20 protein-coding genes, 1 tRNA gene and 1 pseudogene are annotated in these 24,629 nt (G+C 68.3%); 7 read left to right on the top strand and 15 right to left on the bottom strand.

All coding sequences use genetic code 11. The features are described from left to right. Positions 1-227: 227 nt before the first annotated feature. The 5 genes from ACH4YP_RS15720 to ACH4YP_RS15700 form a co-directional block, all read right to left on the bottom strand. Positions 228-869 (bottom strand): helix-turn-helix domain-containing protein, encoded by a 642-nt coding sequence (locus ACH4YP_RS15720; protein ID WP_361060129.1) that lies wholly within the window; start codon positions 867-869, stop codon positions 228-230. 441 nt (positions 870-1,310) lie between these two features. Then, positions 1,311-3,110 (bottom strand): DEAD/DEAH box helicase, encoded by a 1,800-nt coding sequence (locus ACH4YP_RS15715; RefSeq protein WP_398490886.1) that lies wholly within the window; start codon positions 3,108-3,110, stop codon positions 1,311-1,313. A 237-nt stretch (positions 3,111-3,347) separates the two neighbouring features. Further along, the gene (locus tag ACH4YP_RS15710; protein ID WP_361060125.1) at positions 3,348-3,716 is read right to left on the bottom strand and encodes a Fic family protein; all 369 of its coding nucleotides are present in this window, start codon (positions 3,714-3,716) and stop codon (positions 3,348-3,350) included. Next, a complete protein-coding gene (locus ACH4YP_RS15705) occupies positions 3,716-3,913 on the bottom strand; it encodes a hypothetical protein (RefSeq protein WP_266762988.1) in 198 nt (65 codons plus the stop codon). The genes ACH4YP_RS15710 and ACH4YP_RS15705 overlap by 1 nt, the downstream gene beginning before the upstream one ends. A gap of 32 nt (positions 3,914-3,945) precedes the next feature. Beyond that, the gene (locus ACH4YP_RS15700; protein ID WP_398490885.1) at positions 3,946-5,460 is read right to left on the bottom strand and encodes an MFS transporter; all 1,515 of its coding nucleotides are present in this window, start codon (positions 5,458-5,460) and stop codon (positions 3,946-3,948) included. A 279-nt stretch (positions 5,461-5,739) separates the two neighbouring features. On the opposite strand from ACH4YP_RS15700, the gene ACH4YP_RS15695 reads away from it, so the two are divergent. The 7 genes and pseudogenes from ACH4YP_RS15695 to ACH4YP_RS15665 all read left to right on the top strand — a co-directional run bounded on the left by ACH4YP_RS15695 (position 5,740) and on the right by ACH4YP_RS15665 (position 10,748). Then, positions 5,740-5,811, top strand: a tRNA-Cys gene (locus ACH4YP_RS15695). 262 nt (positions 5,812-6,073) lie between these two features. After that, positions 6,074-6,685: a hypothetical protein gene (locus ACH4YP_RS15690; RefSeq protein ID WP_398490884.1), complete on the top strand. Its 612-nt coding sequence runs from the start codon at positions 6,074-6,076 to the stop codon at positions 6,683-6,685. A gap of 87 nt (positions 6,686-6,772) precedes the next feature. Then, a pseudogene (locus ACH4YP_RS15685) lies at positions 6,773-7,923 on the top strand (IS3 family transposase); the annotation flags it as partial. A gap of 322 nt (positions 7,924-8,245) precedes the next feature. Then, positions 8,246-8,398, top strand: a complete 153-nt coding sequence (locus ACH4YP_RS15680; RefSeq protein ID WP_398491082.1) for a hypothetical protein — start codon at positions 8,246-8,248, stop codon at positions 8,396-8,398. A gap of 150 nt (positions 8,399-8,548) precedes the next feature. Continuing rightward, on the top strand, positions 8,549-8,797 hold the full coding sequence (locus ACH4YP_RS15675; RefSeq protein WP_398490883.1) for a hypothetical protein: 249 nt from the start codon (positions 8,549-8,551) through the stop codon (positions 8,795-8,797). Positions 8,798-9,018: 221 nt separating this feature from the next. After that, a complete protein-coding gene (locus ACH4YP_RS15670; RefSeq protein ID WP_398490882.1) occupies positions 9,019-9,258 on the top strand; it encodes a hypothetical protein in 240 nt (79 codons plus the stop codon). Between the two features lie 1,109 nt (positions 9,259-10,367). Further along, positions 10,368-10,748, top strand: coding sequence for a VOC family protein (locus ACH4YP_RS15665; RefSeq protein ID WP_398490881.1), 381 nt, complete (start codon positions 10,368-10,370; stop codon positions 10,746-10,748). Here ACH4YP_RS15665 and ACH4YP_RS15660 read toward each other — a convergent pair. The 10 genes from ACH4YP_RS15660 to ACH4YP_RS15615 all read right to left on the bottom strand — a co-directional run bounded on the left by ACH4YP_RS15660 (position 10,745) and on the right by ACH4YP_RS15615 (position 24,626). Continuing rightward, positions 10,745-11,556 (bottom strand): IS5 family transposase gene (locus ACH4YP_RS15660; protein WP_398490880.1). Its coding sequence is split into 2 segments (ribosomal slippage): positions 10,745-11,230 and positions 11,233-11,556, totalling 810 coding nucleotides; the frame shifts between segments, so codons are not numbered across the junction. The genes ACH4YP_RS15665 and ACH4YP_RS15660 overlap by 4 nt on opposite strands. 187 nt (positions 11,557-11,743) lie before the next feature. Then, a complete protein-coding gene (locus ACH4YP_RS15655) occupies positions 11,744-12,106 on the bottom strand; it encodes a hypothetical protein (RefSeq protein ID WP_398490879.1) in 363 nt (120 codons plus the stop codon). Between the two features lie 249 nt (positions 12,107-12,355). Then, positions 12,356-13,828, bottom strand: coding sequence for a hypothetical protein (locus tag ACH4YP_RS15650; protein ID WP_398490878.1), 1,473 nt, complete (start codon positions 13,826-13,828; stop codon positions 12,356-12,358). A gap of 538 nt (positions 13,829-14,366) precedes the next feature. Continuing rightward, positions 14,367-15,539 (bottom strand): SUKH-4 family immunity protein, encoded by a 1,173-nt coding sequence (locus ACH4YP_RS15645; protein WP_398490877.1) that lies wholly within the window; start codon positions 15,537-15,539, stop codon positions 14,367-14,369. 402 nt (positions 15,540-15,941) lie between these two features. After that, positions 15,942-18,251: a molybdopterin cofactor-binding domain-containing protein gene (locus ACH4YP_RS15640; RefSeq protein WP_361060089.1), complete on the bottom strand. Its 2,310-nt coding sequence runs from the start codon at positions 18,249-18,251 to the stop codon at positions 15,942-15,944. Beyond that, complete coding sequence (locus ACH4YP_RS15635) at positions 18,248-19,831, bottom strand: (2Fe-2S)-binding protein (RefSeq protein WP_398490876.1); 1,584 nt, start codon at positions 19,829-19,831, stop codon at positions 18,248-18,250. Before ACH4YP_RS15635 ends, ACH4YP_RS15640 begins: the two co-directional genes overlap by 4 nt. Continuing rightward, on the bottom strand, positions 19,828-20,721 hold the full coding sequence (locus tag ACH4YP_RS15630) for an FAD binding domain-containing protein (protein ID WP_361060086.1): 894 nt from the start codon (positions 20,719-20,721) through the stop codon (positions 19,828-19,830). Before ACH4YP_RS15630 ends, ACH4YP_RS15635 begins: the two co-directional genes overlap by 4 nt. 276 nt (positions 20,722-20,997) lie before the next feature. Then, positions 20,998-22,662, bottom strand: a complete 1,665-nt coding sequence (locus ACH4YP_RS15625) for a beta-N-acetylhexosaminidase (protein ID WP_398490875.1) — start codon at positions 22,660-22,662, stop codon at positions 20,998-21,000. Positions 22,663-22,665: 3 nt separating this feature from the next. Further along, on the bottom strand, positions 22,666-23,550 hold the full coding sequence (locus tag ACH4YP_RS15620) for a carbohydrate ABC transporter permease (protein ID WP_398490874.1): 885 nt from the start codon (positions 23,548-23,550) through the stop codon (positions 22,666-22,668). Further along, the gene (locus ACH4YP_RS15615) at positions 23,547-24,626 is read right to left on the bottom strand and encodes an ABC transporter permease subunit (RefSeq protein ID WP_398490873.1); all 1,080 of its coding nucleotides are present in this window, start codon (positions 24,624-24,626) and stop codon (positions 23,547-23,549) included. Before ACH4YP_RS15615 ends, ACH4YP_RS15620 begins: the two co-directional genes overlap by 4 nt. Between the last annotated feature and the right edge of the window lie 3 nt (positions 24,627-24,629).

Genomic DNA, 24,629 nt, shown 5'->3' with positions numbered 1-24,629 from the left:
GCGAACGGCACGTCACTCAGGGGCGCGGGGAACCGCGCGTTTTTTGGGGCACGGCGACTGGGCGCCCCTTTCCTGAGGGGCTGCGGGGAACCGCGCGCCTTTAGGGGCGCGGGGAACTGCGCAATCTTTTAGGGGCGCGGGGAACTGCGCGACCAGCCCTCACGCACCCGCAGACGACGCACAGCCTCCCCCACGGCACCCGGCCCCGAGCACCCCCTGAACCAAGTTCAACGCAAGGCCTCAGCCACTTCCTTCGCCGCGTCAACGACACGCGGCCCCACCCGCTCAGGCACGGCATCCGCGAGCATGACCACCCCCACGCTCCCCTCCACCCCGGTCACCCCGAGCAGCGGCGCGGCCGCCCCACTGGCGCCCGCCTCCAGCTCCCCGTGAGTGAGGGTGAAGCCGGGCTCCTCCGCGGAAGCGGCCCGCGCGGCGAGGATCGCCTTGCCGGCGGCCCCCCGGTCGAGCGGATGCCGGAATCCGGCGCGATAGGCCACGTGGTAGTCGGTCCACGTCGGCTCGACCACGGCGACGGCGAGCGCCTCCGCACCGTCGACCAGCGTGAGATGGGCGGTCGCCCCGATGTCCTCGGCCAGCGAGCGCAACGCGGGCAGCGCGGCCTCGCGGACCAGCGGATGCACCTGCCGCCCGAGCCGCAGCACGCCGAGCCCGACGCGGGCACGGCCGCCCAGGTCACGGCGTACGAGGGCGTGCTGTTCCAGCGTGGCGAGCAAGCGGTACACAACGGTCCGGTTGACTCCGAGTTTGTTGGACAGCTCGGTGACGGTCAGACCGTGGTCGGTGTCGGCGAGCAGTTTGAGGACACGCAGTCCCCGGTCGAGCGTCTGGGAGGTTTCCGCGGTCACGACGCCCACTCCTTAGTGGTGAGAGTCGACGGCCCCCTACGCGGCGGATACGTCACCGGTCCCATCGGCGACGCGCGTCAGAGGCCGCCGGTCGGCAGCGTCCCGGGCTCTCCCGGGCGGGCACCGGCTGCGCTCCGCGGCGGCGCTGCCACGGGGCGTGTGCGTAGCGGGACAGTAGCGAGCTGGTTCGCTCAGCGGAAGTCTCCGTCCAGAATCCGGGCGTTCGCAGGTACGGACCGGGTTCGGTTACCCGGAGTTAGGTTCACTTTCGCCCCGATATATCCGGCGCACACCACTCGGCGTGCACGACCCCTGCACAGAGCGCGCACACACGCGAGCGCCGGTGTCATGACGACACCGGCGCTCGTGTGGACGTACGGGGGCAGGCAGGGCGGGCAGGACAGTGGCCACCGCATACCGCGGTCACCGCATGCCGCGGGGTCACCGCATACGGGTGGCCCACTCCTGCACCTTGGCGATCCGCTGACGCAACTGCCCGGCCGTGGCCTCCGCGCTCGGCGGACCGCCGCACACCCGCCGCAGTTCGGTGTGGATCACACCGTGCGGCTTGCCGCTCTGGTGGACGTACGCGCCGACCATCGTGTTGAGCTGCTTCCTGAGCTCCAGCATCTCCTTGTGGGAGACCACGGGCCGCCGCTCGGCGGGCAGTTCGAGAAGGTCGGCCTCGTCGTCCGGCTTCTTGCGGCTGTGCGCGATCTGCCGGGCCTGCCGCTTCTGGAGCAGGAGCTGGACCTGGTCGGGTTCGAGGAGCCCCGGAATACCGAGGTAGTCCTGCTCCTCCGCGCTCCCCGGGTGGGCCTGCATACCGAACTCGGCGCCGTCGTAGAGCACCCGGTCGAAGACGGCCTCGGACTCCAGGGCCTCGAAGGAGAACTGCTCCTGCTCCCCGGTGTCCTCGTCCTCCTCCCGGTTCGCCTCCTCCATCTCCTTCTCGGACTCGGCGTACGGGTCCTCCTCGCCCTCCTTCTTGGGCTTGTCGAGGGCGTGGTCGCGCTCGACCTCCATCTCGTTGGCGAAGGTGAGGAGGTCGGGGACGGTCGGCAGGAAGACGGAGGCGGTCTCGCCGCGCCGCCTGGACCGTACGAAGCGGCCGACGGCCTGGGCGAAGAAGAGCGGCGTGGAGATGGTGGTCGCGTACACGCCCACCGCCAGCCGGGGCACGTCGACGCCCTCGGACACCATCCGGACGGCGACCATCCAGCGGTCGTCGCTGTGGCTGAACTCGTCGATGCGGTTGGACGCGCCCGTGTCGTCGGAGAGGACGAGGGTGGCCTTGCTGCCGGTGATGTCGCGGATGAGCTTGGCGTAGGCGCGGGCGGATTCCTGGTCGGAGGCGATGACGAGGGCGCCGGCGTCCGGGATGCCCTTCCTGACCTCGGTGAGCCGCTGGTCGGCGGCGCGCAGCACGCTCGGCATCCACTCGCCGCGCGGGTCGAGGGCGGTGCGCCAGGCCTGGCTGACGGCGTCCTTGGTCATCGGCTCGCCGAGCCGGGCGGCGATCTCGTCCCCCGCCTTCGTACGCCACCGCATGTTGCCGCTGTAGGAGAGGAAGATGACGGGCCGCACGACGTGGTCGGCGAGCGCGTTCCCGTACCCGTACGTGTAGTCGGCGGCGGACCGCCGGATCCCGTCGTTCCCCTCCTCGTACGCAACGAAGGGGATGGGGTTGGTGTCGGACCGGAAGGGCGTACCGGTGAGCGCGAGCCGCCGGGTGGCGGGCTCGAAGGCCTCAAGGCAGGCCTCGCCCCAGGACTTGCTGTCACCGGCGTGGTGGATCTCGTCGAGGATCACCAGGGTCTTGCGCTGCTCGACGCGGTTGCGGTGCAGCATGTGCCGCACGCCGACACCGGCGTACGTGACCGCGACGCCCTGGTACTCCTTGCTGAGCGGCCCCGCGCTGTACTCGGGATCCAGCTTGATCCCTATCCGCGCGGCCGCCTCCGCCCACTGCTTCTTCAGATGCTCGGTCGGCGCGACCACGGTCACCTGCTGCACGACATGGTGGTGCAGCAGCCAGGAGGCGAGCGTCAGCGCGAAGGTCGTCTTCCCGGCCCCGGGCGTGGCGACGGCGAGAAAGTCACGCGGCTGCTCCTGGATGTACTTCTCCATCGCCCCTTGCTGCCAGGCACGCAGCTTGCTGGCGGTACCCCAAGGGGCCCGCCCGGGAAACGCGGGTGACAGGTGGTGCGAGGAGGTGGCACTGGCGGCGGTGGTAGTCACGGTCTCCGTGGGGGTGGTTGGAATCAAAGGGGCCGTGCGCAGCACGTCGGGTAGGGCGGTGGTGGGAGACGGGCGGGCGGCTCGGCTACGTATGACATCTGCTGCTGACTTCTGCTGCGTATGACAACCGGGCCACCCTACCGGCGGGCCCACCGCGTCAACGCGCGGACGACGCGGGGTCACCCTTGGATGGGACTCAGGTCACAAACGGCGCCTGGGATCAGCGGGCGCCACGGGTCAGCGCGCGAAACGTGGCAGCAGGGCGGCGGTTTTCGGTACGTCCAAGGCGCCCTGGCAGACGTCGAGGACGAACGCCTCGGCCTCGTCCACGTCGAACTCCGCGTCCAGGGGATGGCCGTTCACGTGCAGAAAGACCCAGGTCGCGTACCAGGCGATGCGCTTGTTCCCGTCGACGAGGGCGTGGTTACGGGCGAGCGACTCCATCAACGCGGCCGCCTTCTCCCAGACGTTCGGATACGCGTCCTGTCCGAAAACACTCGACTGTGGCCGGGCCAGCGCCGAGTCCAGAAGCCCGTAGTCACGCACCTCGTCCACGCCGAGCCGCTTCGCGAGGTTCAGCAGCTCGGGCAGCGTGAGGTAGTGCATCAGGCGAGCCGTCGGTTCAGCTCGGCGCTCGCCTTCAGCACATGGTCGGCCGCTTCGTTGAACAGCCGCGAGTGCTCGTTGATGGCGGAGATCACGGCATCGTGGGCGAAGGCCTGCATGCTGCGCCCTTCCGCCGCCGCGCGCTCACGCAGGGCATCGAGCTCTTCGTCCGTAAACCGCAGGTTCAGTCCAGCCATTTTTCGACGGTACTACGCGGTACCACCCTGCGTCACTTGGAATCGGTCCGCAGCCTCGTGGTCACCCAGGCCCCCACCAGCGCCACCCCGGCCATCGGCAGGAACACCGCGGCGAAGGCGGCCGGGTGGCCGCCTGAGGCGTCCGTGGCGGCATGGGTGACCGTGCCGCCGCCCAGGGCCGCGAAGGCCGCGCCGCCCGCGGCGAGAAGGAGGACGTTCGAGAGGCCGTCGGATATCTGGAGGGCGGCGGAGTTGGTGCCGGCCTCCTCGGGGGCGGAGAGGTGGAGCAGGAGGACGCTGGTGGAGGAGATCACCAGGCCCATGCCGAAGCAGCCGAAGGACCAGGCCACCGCCAGCGTCCACACCGGCACCCCGTCGATCAGCACGCTCGGCGCGGCGGCGATGGCGGCCGCGGTCAGGACCATGCCCAGCATCATCAGCCGGTCCCGGTACGGCTCCACGCGTGCCCTGGACTGCACGAAGGAACCCAGCGCCCAGGTGCCCCCGCCCGCCGCCAGTGAGAATCCGGCCAGCGTCGGCGACAGCCCCCGCTCGGTGACCAGCATCAGCGGCACGAAGGACTCGGCCGCGATGAAGGACCCGGCGGCGATCCCGCGCAGCAGCACGACGGACGGCAGCCCGCGCGCGGCCAGGTAGGTCCCCCTGGGCAGCAGCCCGAGCACCGCCGGGATCAGCAGGGCGACCCCCGCCACGGCCGGGACCACCGACAGCCACCTCAGGTCCTGCGCCCCGTACTGCAGCAGCCCGGCGCCCAGCGAGATGCCCAGCGCCAGCCGGATGCGCCGCCGGTCGAAGGGCCCGGCCGCGGCTCCCCCGGCCGGGCCGGACGCCCGCCGCCGTATCTGCGGCAGCGCGAACGCCAGCGGCAGGAGGACCAGGACCGGTATCCCGACGAACACCCAGCGCCAGCCGAGGTGTTCGGTCACCGCGCCGGAGGCGAGCGGCCCGACCACGGACGGGATCACCCAGCTCGCCGCGAACGCCGCCATGATCGACGGCCGCAACCGCTCCGGATAGGCCCGCCCCACGACCACGTACAGCGCGACGATCACCAGCCCGCCGCCGAGCCCCTGCACGGCCCGCCCGAGGATGAACAGCCACATCACCCGGGCCGTCCCCGACAGCAGCAGCCCTGCCGCGAACGCCCCGATCCCCGCCGTCAGCGACCCCAGCGGGCCCGCGCGGTCCGACCACTGCCCGGCCAGCACCATCCCGAACAGACTCGTCGTGAAGTACCCGGAGAACGCGAACGCGTACAACGAGACCCCGCCCAGCTCCCGCGCTGCCACCGGCATCGCCGTCCCAACGGCAGTCGCCTCGAAGGCGATGAGCAGCACGACGGACACGATCCCGATACTGAGCGCCCGATGATCACGCCCCAGGACACCTTCACGGGCGCCGGCGTCGGTCGCCGAGATCTGTACGGCCGATGCCGCGGGGGCTGCTGTGCCGGCCGGGTCGGCCAGGTCGGCCAGGTCGGCCAGGGTCTCAGCGACGCCGGTGTCGCTCGGTTCCAGGGTGGTCATGCCCGCCAGAGTAAGGGGCACTACTGACATTGACCCCTGTCCAGAGACTGGTCCCAACCCGGGACCTTGGTCGTACGACCACCCTCGCCCGACCTCCCCTCAGTCCCCTCCATGCCTCCTCCCCCGTCTCCTCCTCGCCCCCTTTCATGAACGCCGTGTGGCAGTCCCATTGCAGCCCCGCCCAGTCCCTTGAGCCCCCCACCGACAACGCCGTACGTTCGACACAACGAGTCCGGCACACCGGATGACCAGATCACCTGGGACACCGGACTCAAGCTTGGCCGTGTGCCCGAGTGGCTTAGGGACTCGCCTGCAAAGCGAGGCACGTGGGTTCGATTCCCGCCACGGCCTCTGGCTGCCTGACCAGGCAAAAGGAAAGGGCGGCACCCGGAAGGGGTGCCGCCCTTTTGGTCGTCCGTCTCAGTTAGCACTACCGCATCTGTCACCACTTCACTGACGGACGGCGCTTGGTACCCCAAAGTGAAGGCAAGCGATGACAGCCACTCCTTCGAACCTAAGCCCTAGCCGCAGACGTCGACTATCTGACTACAAACCATCCCCTTCATCTGGCAGCATTAGGGCACGGTCCAAGCCTCAGGTCCGGCGGGGGGACATGGAAAGCCTTGGCGCATCGAACAGTCGACCATCGAACACAAAAAAGACGCCCGAGCATTGGGCGGCCGTCGCGGGATTGATCTCTGCCGCCACGGGACTTTTAACCTTCTTGGTGACGTTCTTTGGCCTGCCTGCAGCAGGCATCGATTCACCCACAGCGTCCTCTGCCACAGCGACCGCAACAGTCACTGCCACGGTCACCGCTAGGGGCGAGGGCCAGGATACAGATGGAGAGAACCAGCCCTCATCACCGAGTAGTAACCAAGTACGCTGGTCGGACTCGCTCTTACTTTCCGGCGGCCACGACCTCGACTTGATCCCGCCCGAGGAATCCGTCGTCAAGGATCTCCATTTCAGACTCTCGGATGACAGCACGTCTGCATATCTCTATAATGCCGACGCCATAGCCTCAGTACCTGCAGGGGAAACGGTGGAAGCCGATGAATGCACGTACCTGGCAAAGACACAAAATCAGGACTCCGTTGAGATTCCTGTTGGCGGGAGTGCATGCCTACTGACTGATGGTGGCCGCACCGCACTGATCACAATCAATTCTTTGGACACGACGGCGGAAACTGCGCAGACTCAAACCACAGTTTGGCAAAAGTAAGCACAGTGGAGTCGACTACTGGGCCTGCTGCAGGGTTGGGTGACACCTGACCTGGCTTGCTGAGAGGCGGCCTGGAAGGATGTTGCAGTGCCCAAGCCGTGTCCGAAGAAGTTCCGCGAGGACGTCGTGCGGGTCGCCCGCAACCATGAGCCCGGCGTCACGCTGGAACAGATCGCCGCCGACTTCGGCGTCCACCCGATCACGCTCTCGAAGTGGCTGCGCCGCGCCGACACTGACGAGGGCACCGGGCCCGCACCGACGTCGGGTGAGTCGGCCGAGCTGCACGAGGCCCGCAAACGGATCCGGCTGCTGGAGCAGGAGAACGAGGTGCTCAGGAGGGCGGCGGCGTATCTGTCGCAGGCGAACCTGCCGGCAAAATGATGTACCCGCTCGTCCGCGAGCCAGCCGCCGCTGCCTCTTACCGGGTGCCGGTGGCGGTGACGTGCCGGGTGCTCGGGCTGGCCCGCCAGCCCTACTACCGGTTGCTGGCCCGGCCGGTCACCGACGCCGAATTGGCCGGGGCATACCGGGCCAACGCCTTGTTCGGCGCGCACCGCGACGATCCTGAGTTCGGCCACCGCTTCCTCCTCCACGAAGCGCGCGTCGCCAGTGAGGCGATGGCCGAGCGGACCGCCTGGCGGATCTGCCGGGACAACGGCTGGTGAAGCGCCTTCGGCAAGCGCAGGGGCCGCGGCAAAAACGCGAAGGCTGGCCCGCCGGTCCACGACGACCGGGTGCGCCGCAACTTCGCCGCCCGGGCGCAGAACCGACTGTGGCTCACGGACATCACCGAGCACGCAACCGGCGAGGGCAAGCTGTATCCGTGCGCCATCAAGGACGTGTACTCCGGCCGTATCGTGGGCTATTCCATCGACGCGCGGATGAAGTCCCGCCTCGCGGTGGCCGCGCTGGAATCGGCCGTCGCCCGCCGCGGCCCCGCTGCGGGGTGCACTGTGCACTCCGCAGCGGGGCTCGCAATTCCGGTCCCGCAAGGTCGCCGCCGTACTCACCCGGCAAGGCCTGGTCGGCTCGATGGGCCGGGTCGGGGCCGCCGGCGACAACGCCGCGATGGAGAGCTTCTTCGCGCTGCTGCAGAAAAACGTCCTCGACCGCCGTACCTGGGCCACCCACCAGGAGCTGCGGACCGCGATCGTCACCTGATCGTGCGGACCTACCACCGGCGCCGACGGCAACGACGCTTGGGCCGATTGACCCCCGTCGAGTACGAGACCACCATGACCCCCACCCGCAGCTCTGGCTGCATAAACCCCGCTGCCACCCGATCATGCAGCAGTCCCCTTCGCCGCCCGCATCGAGTAAGCGGTCCAGGCTCTCGGCCAGTTCTATGGACGGCAGTTGCTTGCCCGCCAGGACGCGTGACAGGAACGCGTCGTTGTAGTTCATCAGCCGCGACGCACCACAGATCGACATGTGCCCTTCCCGTAGCGCGGCTCTCACACGCTGGCCGAACTCCCCGCTCATGGTGCCAGCGTAGACAGTCACCAGTCAGTCAACAATCAGTCACCGGGAGTGAGTGCTCCGAGCTTTCAGACTCGGAACATGAGCGAGCCGAAGCGATCACACAGTGCGCCGCTGGACCTGCCGGACCGTACTGAGCAACTGGAGCCCACGCCGGTTGAAGGCTGCGCGGGTGTGCCGAGTTGGCGAGGGTTCGTGACCGTGCTCGGGCTGGGCGCGACCTCACCACCGTGACCGACTGCAACGTCCTGATGGCCAGGCACCCCGACGGGCACTGATGAGGATGACCGCGCAGGCCGTCAGCTCTCCGAGACGAATGAGCCTTGCCCGAGCACGGTGTAGAGACGTCCCTCTTCACGGAGGGCGGCCACAGCCTTCTGCACCGTGGACGGCGCTACGTTCCAGCTCGCCAGCAAGGTCGACCAAGGCGGGGACCCGAGAGCCTTTCTCGTACTGGCCAGCGTCGAGACGGCGGCGCAGTACGGCCGCGACCTGGGGCCAGAGGACATCCCGCTCATCCGGCCGTACCTCATCGCCTACGAGCGAGAGCAGGAGCGGCGAGGACAGCGGGACAGGCGCACCGCCGCCACGATCGCAACCCTCGGCATCGACGTCCACGGAGCGGCGGTATGACCAACGTCGAACTTCCCCCCGGCGGGCGCCCTGGTGCGAGACACGGTCAGGAACCGCGTCGGCGAGTACATGGGCAAGGGCGGCCCCTACGCCATGCTCCGCCCTATCGGCGGTGGTCGTGAGTGGGAGGTGTCCCCGGATTACGTGGAGGCGCTGACCCCGGAAGAAGCGCTGTCCCTCAAAGTCAAGCGAGCCAACGCACAGAGCACTGGAGCCGTGCTGTGACCCGAGCCGTGTACCGCTTCGTAGACCACACGATCAACCACGCGCCCGAGGGCGGATACACCTTCGAGGCTTTCTGTACCGCCCACGAGTGCGGGGAGGACAGCGGCCCGCAGGGTGAGCAGAACGATGCCCAGGACTGGGCGCTCCGTCACACGGGCCGGACGGGTCACGACCTCTTCCGCCGCGTCGTCACCGACCACGCGAGGGTGACGCGAGCCGACCAGGCCACGGACTAGCAGCACAGCACGACGCACGAGGTTGGGCGTGGAACGGCAGATGTCCCACACCCAACCTCGTGCGCACGAGAGAGCCCAGCCACTCATGACGAGTGCCGGGCTTCTCTGCTGGGTTGCGCGGTCGTAGTCGCAGCTCAGCGGAGTTGGTCCTTCTTCACGACCGTTTGACACTGAGAGCACTTCAACTGATTGGTGGTGTACGGCTGAAGCGTGTTCTTGTCACAGACCGGACACTTGTGACCCTTCGGCACGGCACTTCCTCTCGCAGGATGCGCTCGCGCCAGAAGCGAGCAGCCGAGGCCCCATGGTGGTCGGATTTTTTGATTGCGTCAATACAGGTGGTCTGACCTGCGAGTTTAGAACTAATGGTCGGAAGGGAGTCCAGCTCGGCCTCCCTGCACCGATGTTACGAGCAGCCGACGGTTGACCACGGAAAGCTGTCTCGCCCCTTCGGACGGCTTGTCTGCTCTTGGGACTGTCTGCCGTGTCAGCAACACCTCCCCGAACACCTGGAGTTCAGATGACCCGCCAGCACTTCGACCACAGCAACTGCGAGCACGCCAGCACGAAGGCCGGGCGTGCAGCGTGCAGGAAGACCATGCGAGCCAAGGCGCTGGGCGAGAGCGCTGCGAAGGCCCCGACCGCAGGCACCGCGAAGCCCTGCACCACATCCGAGACGTCACCTACGGCGAGGACGCCTCACGAATACGCACCGGCACCACACCCCGCACCATGGCCACCCTGCGCAACCTCGCCACCGGACTCACGCGCCAAGCAGGCTGGACCAACAACGCCGCCGCAGCCGATCACTACAGGTCACGGCCTCAGCACGCGACCGCCATGCTCCGACTCACAGCCTGAGAGCGCATCGTCCCTGCCTACAGCGCCCTAATCGTCTGGCACGCCCTAACACCGCTTAGAACGGCTAACACAATGAAGCCGATCAGCTCCGGGAGCATGCACGGCCTTCTGCGTAAGGTCTCCTGGTCCTCGTGCTCGGGCGGTCGATAGGGTCCAGAGCTCAGCCTTGAAGAGGATCTGCGTCGGAGCATCCGGAGGTAGTTGGCGGCATGCGTGGACGACCCAGTCATGAGCCCGGTACTCCTCGCATGTCGAGACACGACTGGTGGGGCGTCGTACTTGAGGCGCCCGATCCGCGGGCGCTCGCCCACTTCTACTCGGACCTGCTGGGCTGGGAGATCGCCAAGGAAGAGCCTGATGGGGCGGCTGTCGCGCCCTCGGAGAGTGTGGGCTACATAGCCTTCCAGCTCTCGGACGGCTACGTCCCTCCAGTCTGGCCCGCTCAAGAGGACGCCCAGCGGATCACGATGCACCTGGACTTCGAAGTCGTCGATCTGCAGGCCGCCGTAGCCCACGCGCTGGAACTCGGTGCGCGGGAGGCCGGGTATCAGCCGCAGAACAACGTCAGGGTGATGCTCGACCCTGCTGGTCATCCCTTCTGTCTCTATATGGATGACGGCAGCAACTAGCAGAGTGACCGAAGCCGGCGGTGCGTGATGAGGCAGCAGGCCAGTTTCAGGAAGGCTTCGTGGATGTCGGCCCGGCGTTCCCAGCGGACTCGCAGTCGCCGGAAGCCGTGCAACCAAGCGAAACTCCGCTCCACCACCCACCGGTAGACGCCAAGTCCGGTGCCGTGCCGGGTGTTTCGGCGGGCGATGGCTGGCACGATGCCTCGGGCGCGGACCTGGTCACGGTAGACGTCGTGGTCGTAGCCGCGGTCGGCGAACAGCGACTCCGGCTTGCGCCGTGGGTGGCCGACACGGCCACGGACAGGCGGGACCGCATCCAGCAGCGGCATGAGCCGTGTTACATCGTTGCGGTCGCCGCCGGTGAGAATCACTGCGAGCGGGGTGCCGTGGCCGTCAGTGATCAGGTGATGCTTGGAGCCGGCCCGGCCCCGGTCGACCGGCGACGGGCCCGTGTGGAGCCCCCTTTTAGGGCCCTGACGTGGGAGGAGTCGACCACGCAGCGGGACCAGTCGAGCCGTGCTGCCGCGTTCAGCTCGGCCAGCAGGACCTCGTACAGCCGTTGCCAGACTCCGGCCTCGTTCCAGTCCCGAAGCCGGCGCCAACAGGTCATGCCCGAGCCGAAGCCGAGCTCCTTGGGGAGATGTTCCCACTGGATGTCGGTGTGCAGTACGTACAGGATCCCGCACAGGACCTGGCAGTCCGGGACGGGCAGGCGGCCGGGGTAGCGGAACCGCCGCTCCTTCTTAGGGAGCAGCGGCTCGATCCGCTCCCACAAGTCATCCGGCACGGTCCACGGTGAAGTCCCCACGGCCAGGAAAAACGCCCAACTCGCCCGTCAGGCACGGCTACCAGGGGCGATCCACCTCATTGTGTTAGCCGTTCTTAAGCCTCCCACCAATCACGAAATGACGCCTTCTCAACCCTGAGCGATGATCGAAGGGGACTCCAGCGGAAGGGCAGGTGCTCCAATGGAAGAGGGAGAGTCCAACAGATCTCTAGGGCAGCGTATAAAGGATCACATCGGCTGGTGGCTTGCGACTATCGCCGCCATTTCTGCGATAGTCGGACTCCTTATAAGCATGACGTGGCCAGCGGAATGGCGAAGCGACGCCAACTCTGTATGTGACCGACTCGTTCCACAATTTTGGACGTCCATGGGGGACGCTACCACCTCCCTTCAGAGTCTGATTGACCAGCAAAAGGACGGTCTCGTAGTGGCGGACAGTGACGTCCGTGCGGCCGGAAAGCAGTACGAAGATGCTGGCAACAATCTGAGTGAGCTCATCGGAGAGCTTCGCGACCTGGACAGACCTTGGCTGGGCGGCATGGGTGACCAGATTGAGACCGCCATGGACCATGGAAGCTCCTTGGCTAGATCTCTCAATCAAGCTGGTAGGGCTATTTCCGATCGAAACCCGAGCAAAGGCGCGCAGCACATCAGTGATGCCAAGATCCGACAGGACGAATGGCGCACAAGCATGCAAGCGCTAAAAGCCGATCAGTGTGTACCCGCCAAGAATAACTAGACGCCTCGGGCCCGAGAGGCACAGCTCATCCCAGAGACTTCCGAGTAGCCACACAAACCATTGCCGCCTGTCCTGTCTGAACTATTTCTTATCCGTAAAGGCCCCACTAATCTTTGAAGCGCTTCCGATGCGTTCCACAATGGCGGGATCAATCGATACACTGAGAATTGCGGCAAACATCAGCATGAATGACGAAACCGCGGGGCTAAAAGATGCCCCAAACCATGAAAATGGATCAAATAGCACTACATAGGCAGTTCCGCCCATAGTCGCGAGCGCCAACACTCGGCGAGCCATCCTGAACAGTTTGCGCCGCAACAGCTCCCTTTCGGATGTTTCCGTAGCCAGAAGCTCCCAGTTTCCTTTCGCTGCATCGACAAGCGCATTCACGAATGCGTTATTCATGTCCACCAATTTATCGCCCCCCGTGGCCGCCGCAACCTTCCACTTTCTGGCAGCTGCCGCTATTCCGTCACCAATTTCATAAATCGCTCGATCGGAGATCTCATCGCCGACCCGCAGACTCCTCTTCCAGCGACCCTCTGCTGCTTGCGCGACCTTTTCAAGATGTAGGAGAATATCGACTCGGACCGAGCTAGTCAGATAGGTCCTCAATCCGTCGCTTTGCACACTCCCTTGCTTCAGAGCTTCCTGAGACAGGAAGGCCAGGTCCAAAAGATCCAAGAGTATGCGAGCGGACGTTACGGCACCATCGGGCTCTTTTGGCCCCACCTTGTACCTGACGTCGTCAAGGAAGGAGAGGGTCATCCCAATTAAGACCAGCGCAGCGAACCCCTTGAGTGCATACAAAACACATACATCAACGTACTTGATGGCAATGTGGAAGAAATCCGGAACATACTCTTTCTTCTTCGATACCCACTCGACCACGCCAGCTTGCCAGCCGTCTTGCACCACAAGATATATGGCGGAGCTAGCCGCTATAAGGCGCCAGAGGCTGAGCAACTTTGAGCTCATGAGACCCAACACTGCGAGAATTCGCCCGTGAATAAATAGGAAGGCGACCATGAGAACGCCAATAGCAATCCCTCCTTGCCCCGGAAAGTTCGCGAAATCCTCCTTCCTTACGAGCAGCAGCACTACTAGCCAGAATGAAACTATGAACGACAGGAACGATAGCGCACCAAAGAGCGACGGGTGCTCATCCGTGAAATCTGCAAGAACGATCGACCAGCTTGCCCTCGCATTACCTGTCCAGTACGCAGAGCAAATAGCATCTTCAACAACAGGAATATCTTCGTGTTCAATTCCATCCAACAGCAACACTCTCCCCCCACACTTTTCAGCACCATCCCTTAGCTTCTGAATCCTCTTTTCGGGTAACTCTTTGATTTTCTCATTATGTTCCTTCAACCAAGATAAGAGAACCTCACGAGAGGTCTCTGGTTCCGCCTCCTCAGGGTGTGTGGACGTCCACCATTCAATGATTTCACGGCGAACGGCATCTCTCGCCTTTGTTAGCTCCTGCCGAAAGTGAAACTGCTCGTCCCCTTCGTTACCCGGACCACCTGACGATTGACCCTGATGTGCCATGAGTCGAACCTCCCGTAACGTTGACTCCGGGAAAGGTAGCGCAAATGCCAGCTGCCTGAGAGCTCATCGCTAAGCCAACTGACCACGCGCATCGTGGACGCGCGCACGTCAACGGAGATGAAGAGCAGGGCGGTGCCATCCAGCGCCCAGGGCACGCGCCACGCCGGGAGAGGAAGACGTGCGCGCACAGCCATCCGGACACACTGTCCTCGGACTCCTGAAAGCAGGCTGCGACCGTCTCAGTTTCCGTCTCGTTCATCCTCGTACGCTGCCGTCCAAAGCCGTTCATACCGCCTCGGGAATCACGCCGTACATACGGAATTGAACGACGGTGTACGGGATCAGGCTCTGCCAGCCCGGACAAACCTGTTAAGCGAGGCACGTGGGTTCGATTCCCGCCACGGCCTCTGTTCGGTGTCGGGGTCGGTCGCTGTCAGGCGGTTGGCCCCGACGTATGTGTGGCGGGCGTACGCAACCGGACCGGGCTCCCGTACACCGTCGGCTCAGGCGGGGGCGTGCCTCCGTGTGCGGATGGGGCTCACAGCACCCCGCCCGCCTCGTCCTGGAACAGTTCCGTCCAGTAGTGCCAGTCCGCCTGGGGGGCGGAGCCCGTGGGGTCGACCGTCGACAGGGTCTGCGTCATCGTCGTGGCCAGCTGGTCGTAGGCCTCTGTGGTCAGTTCGTGGGACAGGGTGCCGTCGATGGCCTTCTCGCGGTGGAGCAGCCAGAGGGTGAAGGCCAGTGTGGAGACGTCCGTGTTGAGGGCGTGCAGGGTGGCCTCGGGCTCGCTCCAGTTGAGGACCGCGCCCGTCGAGCCGTCCACGACCAGGCTGTTGTCCTCGATGAGGTGACCGAGGCGTATCAAGTGGTCGGATCTGTCGGGGAGTTCGGCGGCGGTGTACTCGCCCGGGCGCTCGTCCTCGTAGTACTCGGCGAGGGTCGGCAGCGGAACGTCCGTGTCCAGCTGGAAAAGGAAGCCGTCCTCCGGCAGGCCCGTGTCCCGCAGGAAACGGCGGGTCGGCTCGTGCGCCAGCGCCGCCGGGAAGTCGACGTCCTCGAAGCGCACGACCCGGCCCTGGCCGAACTCCTGGTCCAGCAGGCGGTCGGGCAGGTCCAGGGTCAGGGTCTCGTCGGCGGGCGGGCCCGCGACCAGGGCCAGCGGGCGGATCAGCGCCGCCATCCGCCAGAACGGCGGGACCTCGCCGCCGGTGCCCTCCTCGAACACCGCGAGCAGCTGCCGTGACATCGCGGCCACGGCCTTCGGCCCGAACCGGCCCTCGTAGGAGGCGAACCGGCCGCGTCTGGCGGCCATCTCCTCCGTCGCCGCCACGAACTCCGTCAGTGCCTGGAGCGAGGGCGCGAGCGGGCGACGGTCCATCAGGTCGGGGCGGTCGTGGAAGAAGTACGTGGTGGAGACCTCGCCCGTCTCCCCGTCGAGCAGGACCGACTCCGTCTCGGCGTCGGCGGGGCCGCGCAGCGCGCCTATCACCAGCTGGTCCCGCAGGTCGTCGGCGAGCAGGTCCGGGTCCCCGGTCGAGTCCGCCACCGTCCGGGGGCCGTCCGCGCGCAGTGCCTCGAAGGTCAACAGGCCACCGTCGCCCGGCAGTCCGGGGCCCGCCAGCCAGCGGCGCGTCGCCGCGTGCGTGACGTACGGGTCCAGTTCGTTCTCGGTCAGGGTGATCGTCCTGGTGCCGGCGTCCGTCGTGCTCATCGTTCCCCCGCGCATGGTTGCTCACAGTCCCCCGGCAGGACCGGACCGGGCGGCACACTCAGGGAAACCACGGAGACGCATGGACAGAAACCCGTGGCCAGAGCCACGGGAAAGCCAATGAGAACCCGTGGAGGATGCCCCGCCGCCCAGCGGTCCTCCCCACTGCCCAGAACACTACGCGGCACCACTGACAACGCCCCGGCACGGCCGTGACCAGCGGGTTCCCGGCAGCGCTCGGCCGGATCCGGACCTCGGGCCGGATCCGGACCTCGGCCGAAGTACCTCAGCCGAAGTACACGCCGCCCGCGACGACAACCACCGCCGCCACCACGAACACCAGCAGCCACAGCATCAGTTTCCCGACGCTCGGCCCCGGTTCGTAGCGCGGCGGCTCGGGAGGCATCACTGCGTCGCCGTCACCACGGCCGCCTGCGGCCTTATCGGCAGCCGGTTCACCGGACGGCCCGTGGCCGCCCGTACCGCGGAGGCGACCGCGGCCGGGGAGGTGACCACCGGCACCGCGCTGACGGCCTTCGCGCCGAAGGGCGCGACCACGTCACGCTCCTCGACGAGCTTGACGATGCGGATGTCGGGGGTGTCGAGGGCGGTCGGCAGCGAGTAGCCCGTGAGGTCGGGGTGGCGCACCAGCCCGCGCGCGGTGCGCAGGTTCTCCGTGAGGGCGACGCCGATGCCCTGGGTGACTCCGGCCTCGATCCGGGAGGCGATCTGCGCGGGGTTCAGCACCCGCCCCACGTCCTGGGCGAGCGCCACCTCCACGACCCGTACCGAACCCAGCTCGATGTCGACGTCGACGACCGCGCGGACCGCGCAGAAGGCGAGCCCCACGAAGGCGTCGCCCTGGCCGGTGCCGTCGAGCGGCTCGGTGGGGTGCGGGCGGCACTGCGCGGTGGCCCACAGCTCCTTGCCGTCCATCGCCTCCGTGACGGTCGTCGAGAGGACACCGTCGTACGAGGTGATCTTGCCGTCGGTGATCTGGAGGAGCTCGGTGGACATCCCGAACTTGTGCGCCAGGGGCTGCAGCAGCTGCGTACGGACCATCTTGGCGGCCCGTTCGACCGCGCCGCCGGACACCCAGGTGTGGCGGCCGCGGCAACTGGGCCCCGCGGGGGGCTGATCGGTGTCCACGGAGGCGACGTGCACCTCTTCGATGCCGAGCGTCTCCTGGACGATCTGCCGGGCCAGCGTGGTGAAGCCCTGGCCGGTCTCCACGGCCGCGCAGAGCACGGTGGCGATGCCGTCGTGGACCTTCACGGTGGCGGTCGAGACCTCGTCCGCGCCCTCGGCGCCGAGCATGTGGACCATGCCCAGGGCGTAGCCGACGCCACGCCGTACGGCACCGGGTTCGCCGGCGCCCTCGGGTCCGCCGGGCAGCAGCCACTCGTCCTCGGGCGTGTCCTTCGGGAGGGCGGGCAGCGGGAAGTCCTGTACGGCCTGCAGCAGTTCGGCGACCGGGGCGGGGCACGTCACGGTCTGGCCGGTGGGGAGCACGTCCCCCGTGGCCATCGCGTTCTGCAGGCGCAGTTCGGCCGGGTCGACGCCCAGCTTCTTCGCGAGCTTGTCCATCTGGGCCTCGTAGGCGGCGCACACCTGCATGGCGCCCTCGCCGCGTACGTGCCCGGAGGGCGGGTTGTTGGTGCGGACGGCCCAGCCCTCGATGAAGGCGTTCGGGACGACGTACGGGCCGCAGGCGAAGGAGACGGCGGCGGCGAGGGCCTCGGACGACGTGTCGGCGTACGCGCCCGCGTCGAGCAGGATCTGTGCCTCGACCTTGACCAGCTTGCCCTCGGCGTCGGCGTGGTGCCGGTAGCGCAGGAGCGTCGGGTGCCGGTGGGCGTGCCCCAGGAAGGACTCTTCGCGTGTCGCGGTGAGTTTGACCGGACATCCGGTCGTCATGGCAAGCAGTCCGAGGGCGAGCTGGAAGCTCTGGTCCTCGCGGTCGGCGGTGGCGCCGGGCACGCCGGTGACGACGACCTTCACGCGCTCGGGTTCCAGGCCGTAGCAGGCGGCGGCCGTGTCGCGGTCGGCGTGCGGGTCGGTGGACGCCACGTAGAGCTCGACCCCGCCGTCGGGGCGGGGCACCGCGAGGCCGGCCTCCGCGCCGATCGGGGCCGGGTCCTGGCGGCCGATGCGGTACAGGCCCTCGACGACGATCTCGCCGGCCGCGTCCGGGTCGCCGTGGCGCAGCGGGATGTGGCGGATCAGGTTGCCGTCGGGGTGCAGGGGTTCGGCCTCGAAGGCCTGCTCCGGGTCGGTCACCGGGTCGAGTGTCTCGTACTCGACGATGACGGCGGCCGCGGCCATGCGCGCGGTGTCGGGGTGGTCGGCGGCGACGGCCGCGATGGGCTCCCCGTGGTGGCGTACGACCTCGGAGGCGAACACCGGACGGTCGGCTCTGCCTCGGCCGTGCAGGGCGGCGCCGGGCACGTCCTCGTGGGTGATGACGGCCCGTACGCCGGGCATCTCGCGCGCGTGGGTGGTGTCGATGGACAGGATGCGCGCGTGCGGGTGCGGTGACCTGAGGACGGCCGCCCACAGGAGGCCCTCGGCCCACAGGTCGGCCGCGTACGGGAAGGTGCCCTCCGTCTTGGCGCGGGCCTCCGCGGACGGCAGGGACACGCCGAGGCCGTGGGGCAACGGCTCCGGGGCGGCGGAGGGCTCCACGGTGGTCGCGGTGGCGGTGTCGTTGCTCACGCCTGGCCTCCGTCCTGGCCGTACGGCTGCTCGTGCGGCTGTGGGGACTCGAACGCGGACGGGTTGACGCCGCCGGCGCCGGGGCCCGCCTGGTGCGGGATGCGGGCATCCGCAGAGTCCGCGGCGTCCGCGTTGTCCGCGGCCGCGTGGGCCTCCCGCTCGGAGACGACCTCGCGTACGGCGTTCAGGACGCCGCGGTAGCCGGAGCAGCGGCACAGGTTGCCGCACAGGGCCTGGCGCGTCTCCAGTTCGGTCGGCGCCGGGTTGCCCTCCAGGAGGTCGTGCACGGTCATCGCCATGCCCGGGACGCAGAATCCGCACTGCACGGCGCCGCACTTGGCGAGCGCCCGCTGGACGTCGGAGGGCTGCCCGTCGGCGGCGAGCCCCTCGACGGTGCGCACCTCGCTCCCGGCGGCGGTCACGGCGGGCACCAGGCAGGACGCCACGAGCCGGCCGTCCACCTGCACGTTGCAGGCCCCGCACTCGCCCTGCGAGCAGCCGTCCTTGGCGCCCGCGAGTCCGAGCCGCTCGCGCAGTACGTAGAGCAGCGATTCGCCGATCCAGGCGTCCGTCACGGGCCGTTCGACACCGTTCACCCGCAGGACGTACGAGGCGAGGGGGTGGTCGTTGTGCGCGGGAGTACCCGGCGTGTCGTCGGCCGCGGGTTCCTCGGCGGCGTCGGCAGGGGACTCGGCGGGCTCCTCCGGAGAGTGCGTTCCGGGCTCGGAGGCCGGTTCGTCGGCCCGTTCCGGAGAGCCGTGAAGCGCCGCTGCCTCACCCGGCTCCTCGCGCATCGTGCCTTCACGCATCGATTCTTCGCGGTCCACGGAGACCGCGATCTCGTCGGCGTGCTCTCCGGAGACGTCGATGATCTCGGCGGCCTCGATCTCCGCCGCTTCGATCGCCGCGGCGCTGGGCCCGACGGCGCCGTGCTCGGCGTGGGCCGCGGCCTCCTCGGCGGGCGGCCGCGGTTCGGGGCCCGGCTGCTGGGCCCAGGGCTCGTTGGCCCAGGGCGCCGCCGCTCCGCCCGGCAGGGTGGCCGGAGGGGTCCCGCCCCACTGCTCGACCAGGGCCGACGTCGTGAACTCGCCGGACTCGTCGGGCAGATCACCGTCGGCGACGGGAATGGACCACTGTCCGGTCACGTCCTGGCGGGGCGTGCCCTGGTCCCCGGGAGCGCCCTGGCCGCCCTGTGAGGGGTCGTCGAAGGTCCACTGGCCGGTTGCCCCCGGGTTGTACGCGAAAGCGTCCTGGGCGCCCTGTCGGTGCTCCTCGGGCAGGGCGTTGGGGTCGGGCCACCGCACGGCCTGCGACTGCCCGCCTTCGGTGCCCTCGGGCGGCGCGGCCCAGGCGCCGGGCGCGGCCGGGTCGGTGCCCTCGTCCGTGGGCGCGGCCGTTATCGGCGGCGGTACGTAGCCGTGGCCGGGCGCGGCGAGCGGCGAGTCGGCAAGGAGGGCGTCGATGCCCCCTTCGGGGAGCTTCACGAAGGCGGTGGCGCCGTCGTCGTAGTCGCCCTGGGGCAGCGGATCCCAGCGGCTGCCCGACCGGGGGCCGCTCTCTCCGTGCTGGTCGTCGGTCACGAAAGTGCCCTCCCCAGTGCTCGTCGGGCCAGCGCGGCGACGGTACGCCGCAGGTGCAGTACGGCGGGTGGCAGTTGCTGGGCGGAGCCGTCCTCGGCGGGCGCGGGGTCCGGGATGCAGGCCGCGGCGACGTACTCCCCGAAGGCGTTCAGCGCCTCGGGCACGATCGCGCGGTTGTTGTCCCAGTCGATCAGCGAGGCGACCCACTGCTCGGCGTCCAGGGGGCGCAGCGGCATGGGCGCTATGGCACCCACGGCGCACCGCACTCCGCGCCGGGCGGGGTCGAGGACGAGCGCGACGGACGCGATGGCACGCCCGGGCCCGGTCCGTCCGGTCGCCTTCAGGAAGACCTGCGGGGCGTGCAGCAGCGGCACGCGCACGTACCCGATGAGTTCGCCGCCGCGGAGCAGTTCCATGCCCGCGAGCAGGTGGGAGACGGGGATCTCACGGCGGGCGCCGCCCGGGCCCGCGATGATGAGCGTCGCCTCCAGCGCGGCGAGCACGGGAAGCGCGTCCCCCGTGGGGGACGCCGAGGCGATGTTGCCGCCGAGGGTGCCCGCGTTGCGGATCTGCGGCGGTCCCGCGGCCCTCGCGGCGGCCGCGAGGGCGGGGATGAGGGCGGCGAAGTCGGGGCGTCCCATGCGGGCGTGGGTGAGGCCGGCGCCGAGGAGCGCGTGGCCGTCCTGGTACTGCCAGCCGCGGATCTCGCTGATCCGGCCGAGGCCGACGAGGGCGGCGGGCCGCAGTTGCCCGGAGTTGACGGAGGCCATGAGGTCGGTGCCGCCGGCCACGGGAACGGCCGCGGGCATGGCTGCGAGAGCCGCCACGGCCTCGTCCAGCGAGGCGGGCAGCGTCACGGCCTGCGCCGCCTGCGGTGCGTGCGTGGTCAAACCGGCTGCCCCTTCCCGCTGCCCCACCTGGTCCCACCTGTGTTGCCGTACGGTACGTGCTGACAGGGCGGACGTGGCAACTCTGGCACATCTTCCCCGCCCCTCGACGCGGGGGTCCGCTAGGAGGCATTCCTACCGCCACCAGCGGATGGTCCGTTTTCGCACCACATCGCCCGTCAGCGCGAATTGACAGCCTTCGATGACCCTTGGGGCCTTTCTCCTTGACGGTCACCGTCCCAGGGCAACCGCTTCGGACGACACCCCTTGGGAGGCACCTCACACGTTCGGGGGCGCTCCCTCGATCGGGCGTCCGAGCACTCCTGGACGCTGCTGCCACGGCAACGGCCCGGTGGGGGGCCGGTAGGAGACTCCGAGGGCGTCAAGTCGCCCGTAGTGGGCGGTCATCCGCCGCTCGAAGTCGGCGAAGTCGCGCTCCGCGGGGTCGGGCAGAGCACTCCAGGCGACCTCGGCGAAGGCCGCGAGCCGGGGAAACGCCTGGTAGTCGACGCGCGTGCGGTCCTCCATGACCTCGGTCCACAGGTTGGCCTGGGTGCCCAGCACGTGCCGCGCCTGATCGGAGGTCAACTCCGGTGGAACGGGCTCGAAGCGGTAGACGTCCTCAAGGGTGCGTACGAACCCGATCGGCACCGGCTCGTCGGGGCCGCCGTGCTGACGGTGGTCCAGGTAGACCTGCTGCTCGGGGCACATGACGACGTCGTGGCCCGCCCGCGCGGCCGTGATGCCGCCCCGGTAGCCGCGCCACGAGGACACGGCGGCGCCCGGGGCGAGGCCGCCCTCCAGGATCTCGTCCCAGCCGATCAGCCGACGCCCGCGCGCGGTCAGCCAGTTGTCGAAGTGCCGGATGAACCACGACTGCAGTTCGTCCACGTCCGCGAGCCCGAGGTCCGCGATCCGCGCCTTCGCGGTCGGCGAGGCCTCCCACTGGTCCTTGGCGCACTCGTCGCCGCCGACGTGGACGAACTCCGAGAAGCCGACGGCGTCCGCGGGGAACAGGTCGAGGACTTCCTCGAAGACGCCCTCGTAGAAGCGAAGGACGTTGTCAGTGGGGGCGAGTACGTTTTTGGAGACGCCCCAGGTGTCCCAGACGGAGAGGGAGGTCGTGTCGATGACGTCGGTGTTGCCGAGTTCCGGATATGCGGCGATGGCGGCCTGCGAGTGCCCCGGGATGTCGATCTCGGGGACGACGGCGATATGCCGCTCGGTGGCGTAGGCGACGATCTCGCGGATGTCGTCCTGGGTGTAGAAGCCCCCGTGCGGCTTGTCCTCCCAGAGAGGTGAGGCGCGATGGCCGAATTTGGTGCGCGCCCGCCACGATCCGGTCTCCGTGAGCTTCGGGTACCGCTTGATCTCGATACGCCAGCCCTGGTCGTCCGTGAGGTGGAAGTGGAAGACGTTCAGCTTGTGCGCCGCCATCAGGTCGAGATAGCGCAGGACACCGTCCTTGGGCATGAAGTGCCGTGAGACGTCGAGCATGAGGCCGCGCCAGGCGAATCGCGGGGCGTCCTGGATCTCGGTCTCCGGCAACTGCCAGCCGGTGCGCCTCAGAGGGGCGCTCCGGAAGGCGTCGGGGCCCAGCAGCTGCCGTAGCGTCTGGGCGCCCCAGAACACCCCGGCCGGGCCGCCGCCGGTGACGAGGGCCCGCCGGTCGCGGACGGTGATCCGGTAGCCCTCGGGCGGCAGTTGCGGGTCGAGACGGAGCTCGACGGAGTTCTCCGCCGCGTCCCCGGGCGGACCGGGTTCGCCTTCGCGCAGGGGAAGCCCGGTGGCGGCGACGAGCACCGCGCGCAGCCAGCGTGCCGTGCCGTCGGTCTCCGGCCCCGCCGTGAGGGTCGTCTGCTCGTCGAGCGGGAAAACCGGGAAAACACCGTCGCCCCAGGTCGACGCGGAGAGCGGCCCGGGAATCAGTTCCGTGGTGGTCATGTCTCAGTCCTTCACCGCGCCGCCCAGTCCGGAGACCAGCCGCCGCTGTACGAGTACGAAGAAGATCAGTACCGGAATGGTCATCACCGTGGACGCGGCCATCACACCGCCCCAGTCGGGGTCGTCGGGCTTGTAGAAGACAAGGAGGGCCATCGGCAGTGTGGACTGCGAAGTGTCGCTGATGATGAAGGACTTGGCGAAGAGGAAGTCGTTCCACGCGGAGATGAACGAGAACACGCTGGTGGCGACGAGCCCGGGAAAGACCAGCGGGAAAAGGATCTGCCACAGGAACCGCGTCCTGCTCGCCCCGTCGATGTAGGCGGCCTCCTCCAGTGCCTCCGGGACGGCCTTCACAAAGCCGCGCAGCATCCAGATCGCGAAGGGCAGCGAGAAGGCGATGTGCGGCAGGATCAGCGCGCCCAGCGTGTTGAGCTGCCCGAAGTCCCGCATCTGGAAGAAGAGGGGGATCGTCAGGGCCTCGACGGGCACCATCTGCGCGATCAGGAACATGATGAGCAGGGTGGTGCGGAACCGGAAGCGGAATCGTGTCACGGCGGTCGCCGCGAGAAACGCGATGAGCGCCGAGACGGCGACCACGGTGACCGCCACGACGAGGCTGTTGAGGAAGTACCGGCCGAATTCCTGCTGCCCGAAGACGCGCCGGAAGGAATCGACCGTCGGGTCCAGTGTCCAGGGCCGCGGCTCGGTCGACTCGATCTCCCCGGCGGGCTTGAAGGCGCTGAGCACCATCCAGTAGAGGGGGAATGCGACGACGGCCGCGATCAGCAGTGCGGACGCCTCGGCGGCCAGCCGCCACGGCCGCTGTACGGAACGGCGTGCGAAATCACGTACAAAGCCTTGGGTTTTCACGGGACTTGCGGAACTCACAGCTCCTCCCCCTGCCTTCTGATCAGCCTCAGATATACGAGCGTGACGGCGAGCAGAATCAGCAGCATCACCACTCCGATCGCCGAGCCGAGGCTGTACTGGGAGGACGCGAAGGCCTTCTGGTAGGCGTACACGTTCAGTACGAGGTTCTGGCCGGCGATGCCTCCGCCGCCCGTCATGACGTAGATCTGCGTGAAGACCTTGAAGTCCCAGATGACCGACTGGATGGTGACGACCACGAGGATCGGCCGGAGCATCGGGGCGAGCACCGAGCGCCAGATCCGCCACTGGGAGGCGCCGTCCAGGGACGCGGCCTCCAGCACCTCGGCCGGAACGGCGCGGATGCCGGCGTACACCGTGACCATCACGAACGGGAAGGAGCACCAGACCACTTCGAGCAGGACGAGGGCGAAGGCGCTGTAACGGCCGTACGTCCAGGAGTGGTCGCCCAGTCCGAGGATCCGGTTGACCGGACCGAAGTCGGGGTCGAAGAGGAGCAGCCACACCGTCGACCCGGTCACCGCGGGTGTCGCCCACGCGCCGAGCGCGGCCATCATCAGCGCGAGCCGCGGCACGGCACGGACACGTGTCAGGAGGACGGCGAGCGCGCAGCCGACCGCGAGCGTCGACACCACACACGCGCCGGCGAACAGCACGGTGGCCAGCAGGACCTGCCAGAACTGCGGGTCCCCGAAGAGCGTCGCGTAGTTGCCGAACCCCTGGAAGGTGGCCGGCTCCCCGCCGCTGACCTGTGCCTGCGTGTACTCCAGGAACGAGATCAGCCCGAGCTGGTAGACGGGGTAGACGAGCAGCCCGCCGATGACGACGAGTGCCGGGGCGAGGTAGAGCCAGGGCGTCCAACCGCCGCGCGCGAGCGGGGACTTGCGGCCCCCGCCGCCACGGCGGCCCGGGCGGGCCGCCGTGCGGACGGGTGCGGGCGAGGCGCCCTTGGCCGGACCGGACCCCGCGCCCCGACGGGCCGCGGGCAGAGCCGCGGCCCCGGACTCCGCCCCGTCCGGCCCGCCCTCGCGCGAGGGCGATTCCGCGGACGGGCCCGGCAGCGGACGGTTCGTCATCCG

Source organism: Streptomyces sp. NPDC020747, assembly GCF_044334695.1.
Classification (GTDB): Bacteria; Actinomycetota; Actinomycetes; order Streptomycetales; family Streptomycetaceae; genus Streptomyces.
This window is presented reverse-complemented; position numbering and strand designations above follow the sequence as displayed.

Coding starts and splice junctions, on each gene's coding strand:
- ACH4YP_RS15665 (WP_398490881.1), top strand. CDS start 10,368: ATGTCGAGACACGACTGGTGGGGCGTCGTACTTGAGGCGCCCGATCCG.
- ACH4YP_RS15655 (WP_398490879.1), bottom strand. CDS start 12,106: ATGGTCCATGGCGGTCTCAATCTGGTCACCCATGCCGCCCAGCCAAGG.
- ACH4YP_RS15645 (WP_398490877.1), bottom strand. CDS start 15,539: ATGAGCACGACGGACGCCGGCACCAGGACGATCACCCTGACCGAGAAC.
- ACH4YP_RS15650 (WP_398490878.1), bottom strand. CDS start 13,828: ATGGCACATCAGGGTCAATCGTCAGGTGGTCCGGGTAACGAAGGGGAC.
- ACH4YP_RS15680 (WP_398491082.1), top strand. CDS start 8,246: ATGAGCGAGCCGAAGCGATCACACAGTGCGCCGCTGGACCTGCCGGAC.
- ACH4YP_RS15625 (WP_398490875.1), bottom strand. CDS start 22,662: ATGACCACCACGGAACTGATTCCCGGGCCGCTCTCCGCGTCGACCTGG.
- ACH4YP_RS15615 (WP_398490873.1), bottom strand. CDS start 24,626: ATGACGAACCGTCCGCTGCCGGGCCCGTCCGCGGAATCGCCCTCGCGC.
- ACH4YP_RS15700 (WP_398490885.1), bottom strand. CDS start 5,460: ATGACCACCCTGGAACCGAGCGACACCGGCGTCGCTGAGACCCTGGCC.
- ACH4YP_RS15690 (WP_398490884.1), top strand. CDS start 6,074: ATGGAAAGCCTTGGCGCATCGAACAGTCGACCATCGAACACAAAAAAG.
- ACH4YP_RS15705 (WP_266762988.1), bottom strand. CDS start 3,913: ATGGCTGGACTGAACCTGCGGTTTACGGACGAAGAGCTCGATGCCCTG.
- ACH4YP_RS15710 (WP_361060125.1), bottom strand. CDS start 3,716: ATGCACTACCTCACGCTGCCCGAGCTGCTGAACCTCGCGAAGCGGCTC.